The sequence below is a fragment of the Caballeronia sp. LZ003 genome (assembly GCF_031451465.1).
GTDB lineage: Bacteria > Pseudomonadota > Gammaproteobacteria > Burkholderiales > Burkholderiaceae > Caballeronia.
Genome location: NZ_JARUXJ010000003.1, coordinates 894,857 through 906,655 on the forward strand (window position 1 = coordinate 894,857; position 11,799 = coordinate 906,655).

Annotated in this window: 10 protein-coding genes; 8 read left to right on the plus strand and 2 right to left on the minus strand. The window is 59.4% G+C overall.

The features are described from left to right. Positions 1-174 precede the first annotated feature (174 nt). The 7 genes from QCE79_RS21715 to QCE79_RS21745 all read left to right on the plus strand — a co-directional run bounded on the left by QCE79_RS21715 (position 175) and on the right by QCE79_RS21745 (position 7,324). Positions 175-798, plus strand: coding sequence for a LysE family translocator (locus tag QCE79_RS21715; protein ID WP_250468015.1), 624 nt, complete (start codon positions 175-177; stop codon positions 796-798). A gap of 187 nt (positions 799-985) precedes the next feature. Further along, on the plus strand, positions 986-1,387 hold the full coding sequence (locus tag QCE79_RS21720; protein ID WP_250468016.1) for a thioesterase family protein: 402 nt from the start codon (positions 986-988) through the stop codon (positions 1,385-1,387). A 55-nt stretch (positions 1,388-1,442) separates the two neighbouring features. Beyond that, positions 1,443-2,792, plus strand: a complete 1,350-nt coding sequence (locus QCE79_RS21725; protein ID WP_250468017.1) for a phenylacetate--CoA ligase family protein — start codon at positions 1,443-1,445, stop codon at positions 2,790-2,792. Continuing rightward, positions 2,789-3,556: an enoyl-CoA hydratase/isomerase family protein gene (locus QCE79_RS21730; RefSeq protein WP_309847849.1), complete on the plus strand. Its 768-nt coding sequence runs from the start codon at positions 2,789-2,791 to the stop codon at positions 3,554-3,556. The genes QCE79_RS21725 and QCE79_RS21730 overlap by 4 nt, the downstream gene beginning before the upstream one ends. After that, a complete protein-coding gene (locus QCE79_RS21735; protein ID WP_250495268.1) occupies positions 3,553-4,272 on the plus strand; it encodes an HAD family hydrolase in 720 nt (239 codons plus the stop codon). The genes QCE79_RS21730 and QCE79_RS21735 overlap by 4 nt, the downstream gene beginning before the upstream one ends. Beyond that, positions 4,269-5,411, plus strand: coding sequence for a branched-chain amino acid ABC transporter substrate-binding protein (locus QCE79_RS21740; protein ID WP_309847851.1), 1,143 nt, complete (start codon positions 4,269-4,271; stop codon positions 5,409-5,411). The genes QCE79_RS21735 and QCE79_RS21740 overlap by 4 nt, the downstream gene beginning before the upstream one ends. 86 nt (positions 5,412-5,497) lie before the next feature. Continuing rightward, positions 5,498-7,324: a sigma 54-interacting transcriptional regulator gene (locus QCE79_RS21745; RefSeq protein ID WP_309848258.1), complete on the plus strand. Its 1,827-nt coding sequence runs from the start codon at positions 5,498-5,500 to the stop codon at positions 7,322-7,324. Here the strand turns inward: QCE79_RS21745 and QCE79_RS21750 are convergent. Beyond that, positions 7,321-8,334, minus strand: a complete 1,014-nt coding sequence (locus QCE79_RS21750; RefSeq protein WP_309847853.1) for an FUSC family protein — start codon at positions 8,332-8,334, stop codon at positions 7,321-7,323. The genes QCE79_RS21745 and QCE79_RS21750 overlap by 4 nt on opposite strands. 814 nt (positions 8,335-9,148) lie before the next feature. Between QCE79_RS21750 and QCE79_RS21755 the strand changes: the two genes are divergently transcribed. Further along, entirely contained in the window at positions 9,149-10,477 is a 1,329-nt protein-coding gene (locus QCE79_RS21755; protein ID WP_250495270.1) for a hypothetical protein, read from the plus strand. Between the two features lie 37 nt (positions 10,478-10,514). Here the strand turns inward: QCE79_RS21755 and QCE79_RS21760 are convergent, their stop codons facing one another. Further along, complete coding sequence (locus tag QCE79_RS21760) at positions 10,515-11,783, minus strand: O-antigen ligase (RefSeq protein WP_244831380.1); 1,269 nt, start codon at positions 11,781-11,783, stop codon at positions 10,515-10,517. Between the last annotated feature and the right edge of the window lie 16 nt (positions 11,784-11,799).

The window sequence follows — 11,799 nt, forward strand, 5'->3', positions numbered from 1 at the left end:
CTTCAGTGCGCGTCGTGAGTCAGCTCCCGCCAATCCGATGCCAACGCAAGGAGGGTGTCTGCGCGCATCCGCATGAACAACAATGGCTTCCATCGCAAACGTTTCGGGAGCCAGCATGTCAGCACGCATTCAAGCCTCTTCCGTCGACGCATACGCCACGCGTGGGAGCTAGCCGTGACTACCGCCACCTGGCTTGCCTTCTCCATTGCAACGCTCGCCGCCACGGGCTCCCCGGGCCCCAATGCCATGCTCGTCGTGCGCAATACCGTGCGTCACGGACTGTATGCCGCGCTCTTCACGGTCTCGGGCAATCTGTGTTCGCGCTTCGTCATGGCAAGCGGCGTCATGCTCGGCTTGAGCGCCTTGCTCAACGCATCGCCGTGGCTTGTCATCGGTCTGCGGCTAGCGGGCGCGCTCTATCTAATCTGGCTCGGCATACGCGCCATGCGTGGACAAGGCCCACAAGCCGCGGTCACGCATGTGACGCCGCACGTCAGGCAGCCTTGTCTGCGCATCTTTCTTGAGGCCGCTACGGTATCGCTCGTCAATCCGAACACGCTCGGCTTCTTCGCGGCCGCCGTGCCACAGCTAGTCGATCTGCATACGCCGATACTGCCGCAACTCGCCACGCTCATCGCGATCGATACAACCGTGGTGCTCACTGTGATGTCGACTTACGCGTTCGTCACGCATGCCGTGCATCGGCGTATCACGAGCCACAGCCGTCTCATGATGATTCGGCGCGGCGGCGGTGCTGCGTTGGTTATCGTCGGACTCACGATGCTGCCGCTTCGTTGATACGCACAATCTCGCATCGAAACCCGTTAAGCAAAGCCGACGACCGTTTCGATTCGCAACGTTAAGAATCTTTACGGTCAGCCCTTTCGACCATTCAGCGATTTGCGGCGAGTCCCGCCAGCCGGGGCTTTCGCATGATTGGCCCAGCCCTTGCATTGATAGCTCCGATAACAAACCGGAGCCGTCCATGATCGAAGCAGGCCGAACCGCCACGCTCACGCATACCGTCTCATCCGCCGATCTCGCCTCTGCTCACGCGCATGAAGCGGATGAGCGCTATCCCGACGTGCTATCCACGCCCGCATTGTTGTCCCTTATCGAGCGCGCCTGCGCGGAACTCATGCGCGACTCCCTGCGCGACGGGCAGCTCTCCGTGGGCGTCACCACGCATCTCAATCATCTCGCACCGACACCACATGGCGCCGATGTCTCCGCCACCGCGACGTTTCGTGCAATCGAAGGCGCGCTGTACTGGTTCGACGTTGTCGCAGCCGATAACGGCGGCCCCGTCGGCAGCGCGAGCCATGCACGGGCCATCGTCGAGAGATGCGTCATCGAGGCGCGCGCCGCGAAGCGCCGTTCGTCATGAGCGTGCCCGCCATAACGAAGAATTCGCGGCAAAGGCCGCTCAACCGAGGAAAGACATGGACGTGGCTGTGACTGCCCAAACGCATGGCGTGTACTTCGACGAAGCCATCGAAACGCTGCCGTCAGCCGGCGTGCGTCGTCATCAGGACGCGCTCTGGTCGACGCAATGGACGTATCTGCGTGCAATGTCGGCGTTCTATCGTTCGAAGCTTGCACGCTGGATCGAACGCGACGACATCACGCTCGATTCGCTGCAGGACCTGCCCTTCACGGAGAAGGACGAGTTGCGCGTGAGTCAGGAGGGTGCGTCGCCATTCGGCGATTACGTGGCCTGCGCGGAAAGCGCCATTGCGCGCTTGCATCGCACGTCGGGCACGACCGGGCGCCCTTTGATTCTCGCGAACAGCACACGCGATGCATTGGACATTGCACGCGTCGGCGCACGCTCGATGTGGGCGGCGGGTCTGCGCCCCGATGATCGCGTGATCCACTGTCTCAACTATTGCATGTGGACCGGCGGCTTCACCGATCACACCATTCTCGAAGCCACTGGCGCGACGGTGGCGCCGTTCGGCGTCGGCAACACGCGGATGTTGATCGACTCCATTCTGAGTCTTGGCATCAACGCGATTTCTTGTACGCCTTCGTATCCGGCGCTTATCGAGCAAGTGTTGCGCGAAACAGGCGGACCTACACCGCGCGAACTCGGCCTGAAGCTCGGACTGTTCGGTGGCGAAGCAGGTCTCGACAACCCCGAGTTACGCGCGACGATGGAAGACAAGTGGGGCTTCAAGGTGCGCAATGCGAACTTCGGCTTATCGGAAGTTCTGAGCATTCTTGGCGGACAGACGGACTGGACCAACGACCTCTTGTTTCATGCGGCGGATGTCGTGTTCGCGGAGATCATCGATCCGGAGACACTCGCGCGTTTGTCCATGGAAGAGGGCGTCACGGGCGAGCTCGTGTGCACGCATTTGCGCAAGCAATGTCAGCCACTCGTGCGTTATCGCACCCGCGACGTGGTGACGGTGACTGCCGTCGATGCCGGCGAGGATGGACGCACGGCATGGCGTTTTCGCGTGACGGGTCGCACCGACGACATGTTCAACGTGCGCGGCATCAACGTCTTTCCGGGTGCCGTCCGGCTCGCTGTGGAAGCGCTGCCGCAATGGGCCTCGGGACAGTTTCGCATCGTGCTCAAGGGCGATGGCCCTTACGACCGCATTGCGATGACTGTGGAAGCGGCGAGCGGTCTCGATATCGCTCGCTGGGGCGATGCCGCGCATCACATCGAGGCGGCCGTACGCAATCGCATAGGCGCGAGCGCAACGGTCACGATGGTGCCATTCGAACATTTTCCGCGTACCGAAGGCAAGACGCGCTGGATCGACAAGGAGCTCGCATGAGCGACGTAACGCTACACATGCAAGGACCGCTTGCCATCGTCACGTTAAATCGACCAGAGCGCATGAACGCAATCGGCGGTGCATTGCTCGACGATCTGCACGACGCGCTGCAAGGCGCGCTCGGCGATGCATCATGCCGCGTCATCGTGCTCACCGGTGCGGGACACGCGTTTTGCGCGGGCGACGACCTCAAGGAGTTCGACGCCCAAAGCGAAAGCGATGAAAGTATCCGCAGTCATATCGGGCGCATTCAGCGCATCACACGCGATCTGATGTTCGGTGCCAAGCCCGTGGTCGGCGCGGTGCATGGTTATGCCGTCGGCGGCGGCTTCGAGTGGATGCTCAATTGCGACATCGTGGTCGCATCGGACGATCTCGTGTGCTTCTTTCCCGAGATGGAGTGGGGACAATTCGTAACGGGCGGCGTCACGCATCTGCTGCCTCAGGCGATAGGGCATCAACGCGCGATGGAGCTTTGGTTGCTCGGCGAAAGGCAGAGCGCGCAGACGCTGCTATCGATGGGTTTGGTCAATCGCGTGGTTCCGCGCGATGCCGTACTGGAAACCGCGCTCGAACTTGCAGCACGTATCGCACAACGCTCATCGACGTCCGTATCGAAGCTAAAGAAACTGGTGACGAGCGACCTGTCGGGCTTGCTGGCTCGCAGTCTCGAACTCGAGAGTGCCGTCACCATCGAGGCATTCGCGCTGCCGGATGCCGCCGAGCGCGTGAAGGCCTTCGCGAACAGGAAGACGTCGCAATGAGTCCCAAAGCCCTTACGTTCGATTACTTCGGCACGCTCGTCGATGTGGATCAAGGCGGCACGCTCGGCATGGCGGAAGTCCTGCGGCGCATCTCGGTCGAGGCAGACGAACCTGTCTCCCAGATCTATCTCGATTGGGACATCCGCAACGTGCGTCTTTATCGAGGCCAGGCCTACGCGCGCTATCGCGATGTTGCGCAACAAGCACTCGCCGATTGCCTCGATACGCACTGGCCCGGCGCGCGTAAAGGCCATGCGATGGAAACGCTGAACGACGTGTTCCTCTCGCATCTGGTCGAAGCATCGCCGGCACACGCCGATGCTGAGCCGTTCCTCGATTGGGCTGCGGCGCGCTATCCGCTCATGCCGATCACCAACATGGACAGCGATCTATGGCGGCGCACGCGGCTCACACGCTATTTCGAGCATGTGACGACAGCGGAGATGGCGCAGGCCTACAAGCCATCGCAGGCGATCTTTGCGCTCGCGCTCGACCGCCTGGCGGTAAACGCGCACGACGTGCTGCATTGTTCGCTCGCGAGCTGGGCCGATATCGACGGAGCAAAGCCTCTTGGTATGGCGGTGGCCTGGATCAATCGCACGCGAGAGACGCTCGGAACGTGGCAGCCACGTCCCGATTTCGAATTCGACACGCTGTCGCCGGTACGGGACGTTCTTGAAGGTCTGTCATTGACTGCGACTGGGGAAACGATATGAAACGATTCAACTTGGCGATGGCGTTCATGGCATGCGCATTGACAGTGGTCGGCGCAACGCGCGCGGCATACGCGCAGGAAGTGATTAAGATCGGTGTGGCAGGGCCGCTCACCGGCAGCGCGGCGCAAAGCGGCAAGGACGATGAGCGCGGTGTACGGCTTGCCATCGACGAACTCAATGCGAAGGCTTTCACAATTGCAGGCAAGCCCGTGCGCTTCGAACTGATCTCGATGGACGACCAGGGCGATCCGAAAGTAGGCGTGAGCGTAGCGCAAAAGCTCGTGGACGATGGCGTATCCGCCGTCATTGGCCATTACAACTCGGGCGTGAGCATTCCCGCCGCGCGCATCTACAACGATGCGCACGTGGTGATGATGACCGGCGCGTCATCGAACCCGCAACTCACGCACCTCGGCTATCCCTATGTCTTCCGGCTCGCGACCAACGACAACGTCATGGGTGGCCGCATGGCGCTTTATTCGGCGAAAGTGTTGAATGCACAACGCGCCGCGGTAATCGATGACCGCACCGCTTATGGCGTTGGCGTCGCCGATGTATTCGTCGACAGCGCAAAGAAGGCGGGCTTGCAGGTCGTCGCGCGTGAATACAGCACGGACAAGGCAACCGACTTCAAGGCCATTCTCACGCAGATCAAGTCGCGTAATCCGCAGGTCGTGTTTTATGGCGGCTACTATGCGCAGGCCGCGACGCTTGCGCGGCAGATGGGCGAACTCGGCATCAACGCAACGCTCGTAGGCGGCGACGGTATTTGCTCGCCTGAATTCGACAAGCTATCGGCCGGAGCCGCCGACAAGCGCATGTTCTGTGCGCAAGGCGGCGCGCCGCTCGACTCGTTACCGGACGGCAAGACCTTTCGCACGAAGTTCAAGAGTGCGTTCAGCGCCGATGTCGATACCTATGCGCCCGCGTTCTATGCCGCAACGCTCGTCGTCGCGGACGCGATGCAGAAAACGGGATCGTCGAAGCCCGAGGTATACGTCAAAGCGCTGCGCGAGCAGGCGTTCACGAGCATTCTCGGCCCCGTGCGCTTCGATGCAAACGGCGATTGGGTCGATGCGCCGGTCACGGTGTATCAGTTGAACAGCGGCGCGCTCACTGCGATTGCGCAGAAGGATTGACGCGTCCGCTCTGAAAAATCGCAGTGCGGCGGCGGGATTTTGAACTGCTATATTCGATGACGTTGCCCGACCGCTTGCAGGAAGACATGGCCACCGTCGCGCTCGATCCCGATACCGTCACGCTCGAAGGGGCACTCGCCAGCACGAGATGGACGAGCGCGCGCGTGCTTGCCGCAAACGAAGCACGGGTATGCCTGTTCACGCTGGATCGCGCGGGGCACGTGCTGGAAAGCATCGACGAATTCACGAAAGCGGACGCGGCGACACGCGATACGTTCTTTGCGCATTGTCCGTCCGCGCAGCTTGCCGCGTTGGCGGAAGCGGCCACGTCGATGTCGGATGGACGCTGCGTGATGCTGACGCTCGCGGGACACGCCGCATCGTTTGCGCAAGCGTTCGCGCTGCGAGTCGAGACGCATGGGCGACGTGTTTTCCTCGTTGCATTGCGTGTGCTTGACGCAAGCGGCAACGGCAAGGGCTTGCCTGCAAGCCTCATCACGCTGCTGGGTGCAACGCTCGACGTGCTTCTCCAAAGCGCCTTTGATCTCGCCGTGTACGACACGCTCGTCGAAGAGCAACGCGCGATCATCGACCATATCGGCGATGGCTTGATGGTGATCGGGCAGGGCCATGTGCTACGCCACGTCAACTCGGTGGCGGGGCGTATTCTCGGCATCGATCCGAAAGCGAGTATCGGCAAGACGCTCAACGAGGTGATCGACTTCGAGCCGATTATTGGCCCGATCTTTCGCACCGGCGTGGGCTATGTGGATCGCGAGTTGATCATCGACTCTCCAGCGCGCCATCTTCATCTACTGGATACGGCTATTCCCATCAAGAACCGCTGCGGGGAAGTGGTGTCTGTCGTCAACACGTTCCGTGAGATGCGTCGTGTGCGGAAGATGGCGGGACGCTATGCGGGCAACCATGCGCGCTTTACCTTCGACAGCGTGATCGGTTCGAGTGCCGCTTTGAAGCGCGCGCTCGATGCGGCGAAGAAGGCGGCGCGCGGCGCGTCCAACGTCCTACTCTCGGGCGAAAGCGGTGTCGGCAAGGAGGTTTTCGCGCAGGCCATTCACAATGCGAGTGTGCGCAGCACGCTGCCGTTCATCGCAATCAATTGCGCGGCGCTTCCTCATGCGCTCATCGAGAGCGAACTCTTCGGACATGCGCCTGGCAGCTTCACGGGCGCGGCGCGAGATGGTCGTCCAGGCAAGTTCGAATCCGCCGATGGCGGCACGGTATTCCTCGACGAGATTTCGGAGTTGCCTATCGACGTGCAGGCGAAACTGCTTCGCGTGTTGCAGGAACGCGAGGTCACGCGTATTGGCGATACACGCGGCATTCCGGTGGACGTTCGCATCGTCTGCGCGAGCAACCGTGATCTTGCGGCCATGGTGCGGGAAAAAACCTTCCGCGAAGACCTGTTTTATCGATGCAACGTAATCGAGATCACGATTGCGCCGTTGCGCGAGCGGCGCGAAGACATCGCGGCAATGACGGCATTCTTCCTCGAACGATACTGCACGCGGATGCACAAGCCGACGCCCTCGCTCTCGAAGCACGCGCTGCAACAGCTCGAAGTTCACGGTTGGCCCGGTAACGTGCGCGAGCTGGAAAATCTCGTCGAGAAGATGGTGAATTTGAACGAAGGCGATTGCATTGCGGATGTATCGCCGTTTTTGCGCAGTACGACGAGCGCGCAGCCAGGCAGCGATACGCGCAACGCTTCACGTCAAGAGCCAGTGTCGCTTCAGGAGGCCGAGCGCATTGCGATCGAGAATGCGCTCGAAGCATGTCGCTTCAATGTTACGACCTGCGCGAAGTTGCTGCGCGTATCGAAGCCCGCGCTTTACGCGAAGATGAAGCGGCACGGCATTCGTATCGAGCGGTCGCTTCGACAGCCGTTCTAGAATCTCGTTTCCAAAAGCCACCCTATGTTCCTGAGGTTCGCCTCGATTTGCTCGAGAGCGAATAACAGCGTAGCCAGCGCCTGCAGTTGTTGCGACGCCTCATCACGACGTTCGGCGGCCTCTACGAAGCGCGCTTTGACGGATGCGGATGCATCGCCGAGCGGCTTTAGAAAATGCTCGCTGGGTGGAAGCGCGGCGCCGTCGCGCAGGTACGCGGCGAGTTGCTCCAAGTAGCCGCTCGCGCATTCGCCTACAGCGTTGACGCTTTCGCGCAGCAGCTTGCGCTCATCTTCGGGAAGCACCTTGCATTGCGATTCCCCAACACGATCGAGCAGTACCAGCCCATGCCACAAGGTTTCGAACGCTGTCAGCGCCGCACTAAGCGTCGGTCCTGCACGAAAGCGCGCCTTGACGCGAGCATCGCTACTGACCGCGCGAGCGTCCACGAGATGACGTAAAAAGCGCTCATGCAAGGCGTCGACGGATGCGCGGTTCTCTACGGCGCTCAAGATCGGCAAGGCATGCAGCAATGCGCGGCAATCGTCGATGAGATCCCCCATGATGCCGAACGCACGCGAGCGCGCCAGTTGTGGCCAGACGCTCACCGATACCACGATGCCGATGGCAGATCCCAACACGATGGCCTCCGCACGCGACATGGCGCCCGCGAAGCCTGCCGAAGGCTCGAGCGCGATTGCGGCAGCGACCACGATGCTGTAATTGGTCGTCGGGAAGATCGACGACATCAGGCATGTTGCGAGCGTGGCGACGCCTAACCGCAGTATCGCGTCGCCGGCATCCGGGAAGACATGCAGGGTCGCCAGGCCGACAACCGTACCGGCCACCGCGCCAATCATCTGACCGATGCCATGTTTGAGACTGCGGTCGAAATTAGCCTGAAGGGTGAACAGACTAGAGAAGACGGCCCAAGTCAAGCTCGTCGAGCCCATCAGCTTCATGCACGCATAAGCGAGCGCGCTTGCAATCAGAGACTGGAGACAGATGCGCAATGCATCGAACCGATCAATGCGTCGGTAACGATTCGATAGGGCGGTCACTTAGGGGCGTGAGGGCTTCGATTGAACGAAATGCGGGTTTGCCATACGGAGGAGCGCTTTATTTCTCATGCAGCGCTTGAGCTAAGAAAAAAATAGAAGCGGAAAAAACCGCGTTTATGAAGGCAGATTTTGGCGTACGCACGTTCGTATAAACAGTCGAATCTCGGGTAAATTTTTTGACGCGATGATTCCACGATATGAGAGTTCACGCCTGAGGCCACCGTCCGACATGGCCTTACGCCCAATAAATTCACAAAAGGTAAGATCTACTTAGCAACAATGACATCAAAATAAAAAAGGTACAATTTGCCCTTAAGCGGCGATTGACTAGCGTCATTTGTTCCGCTCAGACTAATTCGAACAGCCCTTTTCTTGCTTTTCTTCCAGAAAGTACCGAACGAGGGTTCACGAGGCGTGTCATTTTAGGTAATATCCTCTTATCGTATGACCTCTAAGGCAAGCGTTTGCGCTCCACAAGGTGCGTATCTGCCATGTCTTCTGCAAATCGCGGAACCACTGTGTCTCTCGGAGTCGTCAGAAGTTCCTTAGTTTTTTGATGCAGCAAGGGTTAGTCACCGCGCAACGGCCGTTATTTCCGGCATCGCGCATCGGTGATCACCATCCTTAGAGCTTCCAAGGTCGACACGCTGCCAAATAGCGCAAGTACCTTGGTTCATCCGTTAGCAGTCCTCTTTAAAGGGGGCACGAAGACATCCATCTCTAACCTCAGGGAGTTTTCCGCCCGACTTGGCGGAAGTGCGAAACGATGATTAATCGACGGAAATTTCTAGCTAGCATGACCGCGCTGCCCGGAACCTATATGCTGTCCGCTTGTGGTGGCGGAGGCGTGGGCGAACTGCCGGAGTCGTCGGCAAAGGCTTCGGATGACTCCGCCTTGCCGGATTCGACTGCCAAGGCAGCAGCGAACGCGTCAGCGGATGGCACGACCATCCCTAACGGAACGTCGATCATCGATAAGACGGGAGCCGTGTGGACGCTCTCAGGCGGTATGGTCTACAAGAACAAGACCTCTGTGTCGATTGCAAACGTCGTCATGCTCCTTTGGTCGGGCGGCAAGATCTACCAGAAAAACAAGAGCAATCAGTTCTATGTCTGGTCGAACAAGTGGCTCGCATGTAACGACCCGCGCGTCGACGTCGCCGCACCGGCAGGCACCTTCTTCGGCATGAATGGTCACTGGGACTACCGCTACACGCCCGCCGAGACCATCTCTATTCTGAAGGCCTTGGGCTGTACCATGTATCGCCTCGGCAGTAACGGCACCACGCAGCAGAACAACGCCGTAGCCAAAATGGCTTCGGCCATGAATGGGACCGGTATCAAAATCCTCGCGCTCGTTCAGCAAGGCTTGACCGACGCTTCGGGCAATCTGTTCGGTAGCGAGGCAGCGGCTTACGCTACGGCCTACAACACCGGCATGACTGTGGCCGCCGCGCTCAAGCCGCACGGTGTGACCATGTACGAGTGTGGCAACGAACTCACCCGTCGCTCGCAGACCGTGCTGCATTCGAACCGTGCGGGTACGGACGTAGTGGATTTCAACAACGCGAACTGGCCCGTCATGCGCGGCGTCATGCGGGGCCTGATGGCTGGTGTGAAGGCCATTCAGCCGGACGCGAAGTGCGGCATCAACTTCTGCGTGGCGGACATCGGTGCATCGGATGCACTTTGGGACGGCATGCAGCCCGACGGTACGAGCGGGCATCCCAAGGTTCGCTGGGACATTACGACATGGCACAACTACGAGGTGTACGGCGACTTGTTTGACATCGGTTCGGACGGCGCGGGACCTCACTTCGATTTACCGCAGTACTGCAAGGCACGCTACGGTGTTCCTTTCATGATCACCGAGTGGAACGCGAATCCCGAGCAGACCGATGCTTACCGCGCCACGTTTGTCCAGTCGCGCTTGCAGTCGTTCTACAACGCACGCAAGACGCACAACATCCAGTCGACCATGTACTACGTGCTCGATAGCGGCGATCACACCTTTGGCATCATGACCAACGGCGTGCCTATCAACCCGGTGTACTCGAGCTACACCAACTTCGCCCGAGCGCGCTCTGGTGCTTGATTGCCCGCGCTAGTGACCGGAAACACAGTGGTCGAGTTCACTGTGGTTCCGGCCGGACGGCGAGCGCGCTTCTGACCGGCGCTCTCGCCGTGCGCGAGCGAAGAAAGCGCATAGAAAGTCCGCGAGACGACACCACGAGAGACAGCACAAGCGCCAGCGGTAACACGTTGGATGGCGACGTCAAGCGGTGTTCCGTGGCCGCCATGACCATCAGGCAGACCGAAGAAAGCTCCACGAAGCGAAGTGCAACGAAGTCGCGCGAGCCTCTCAAGAGCAACGATTCCTGTGCCTTCCGCTGACACCAACCCGTCAGTCTCCAGTAGAACGACAACATCAACACCAGTCCAACGATCCCGAGTTCCGCGAGGAAGTTGAGGTACGAGTTGTGCGCATGCGAGTCGCTATGATGCGTGGTGATCCGCAGCGGTTGGGCGAATAGGTGAAAGTAATTGATGTATGAGGCTATTCGATCATCGAACGATCCAAAGCCCATTCCCACGATAGGACTCTGCTCGAAGTACGCCAGCGCACGAGGCCATAACCATTCATAGCGGATGTTAAGATTCGCCACTTTCTCGTCGGGATCGCTGATCGCGAACGTGTAGCCCATGTAATTGATGTGCGGTAACGTATGCCACTGCGCCACCGCTAGCGACGCCAGGATCATCCCTGCGATCATGGTCGCCAGCACCCAGCGTTTGCGACCCAGCACAATGTAAGGCACGATCATCACGATGCCGAGCAACGAGCCGCGGCTGTAAGTCGACCAAAGCATCAAGAAGTTCGCGCCCATGAGCGCAAGCATTGGCTTGCTGGGTTTATGCATGTAGTTTGCAATGCCCAGGCAAAGCAGCATGGCAAGGAAGCCGCCCGCCGCATTTCGTGCGATGAACAAGCTCCCGTAGCTATCGCTCGGATGCTTGAGAATCGAGAGCAGTCCGGCGTGTGCCAGATAATAAGCGTAAAGCGGAGCGTTGACGCAGACCGCGAAGATATAGAAGCGGCGTAGAAGCTTGTTCAGATCGAGGTCGTGCGTGTATAAGAAGCCTGCGAGTATCGGCGCGTAAGAGATGTAAAAGTTGCCATCGCGACGATAGAATTCGAAATCGACGAGAGAAGCGGGATCATAAAATATGGTCGATATCGTCGCGAACGCGGCAAAGGCCACGAGCGGCGTGACGAACGAAGGGTAAGAGCGTCCGAAGAAACGCCACCCGTAAAGAAGGATCGGCAGAAATCCTATCGCGCTTAACGGCACGAAGTTCGTCACTGTCAGCAACAACGCAATCAGCGTTATGTAGACCATGCTGAGTCCCCTTGAT

What these genes read in the sequence shown, in the direction of transcription:
- QCE79_RS21720 (WP_250468016.1), top strand. Translation starts at nt 986, where the DNA reads ATGATCGAAGCAGGCCGAACCGCCACGCTCACGCATACCGTCTCATCC.
- QCE79_RS21725 (WP_250468017.1), top strand. Translation starts at nt 1,443, where the DNA reads ATGGACGTGGCTGTGACTGCCCAAACGCATGGCGTGTACTTCGACGAA.
- QCE79_RS21730 (WP_309847849.1), top strand. Translation starts at nt 2,789, where the DNA reads ATGAGCGACGTAACGCTACACATGCAAGGACCGCTTGCCATCGTCACG.
- QCE79_RS21735 (WP_250495268.1), top strand. Translation starts at nt 3,553, where the DNA reads ATGAGTCCCAAAGCCCTTACGTTCGATTACTTCGGCACGCTCGTCGAT.
- QCE79_RS21740 (WP_309847851.1), top strand. Translation starts at nt 4,269, where the DNA reads ATGAAACGATTCAACTTGGCGATGGCGTTCATGGCATGCGCATTGACA.
- QCE79_RS21745 (WP_309848258.1), top strand. Translation starts at nt 5,498, where the DNA reads ATGGCCACCGTCGCGCTCGATCCCGATACCGTCACGCTCGAAGGGGCA.
- QCE79_RS21755 (WP_250495270.1), top strand. Translation starts at nt 9,149, where the DNA reads ATGATTAATCGACGGAAATTTCTAGCTAGCATGACCGCGCTGCCCGGA.
- QCE79_RS21760 (WP_244831380.1), bottom strand. Translation starts at nt 11,783, where the DNA reads ATGGTCTACATAACGCTGATTGCGTTGTTGCTGACAGTGACGAACTTC.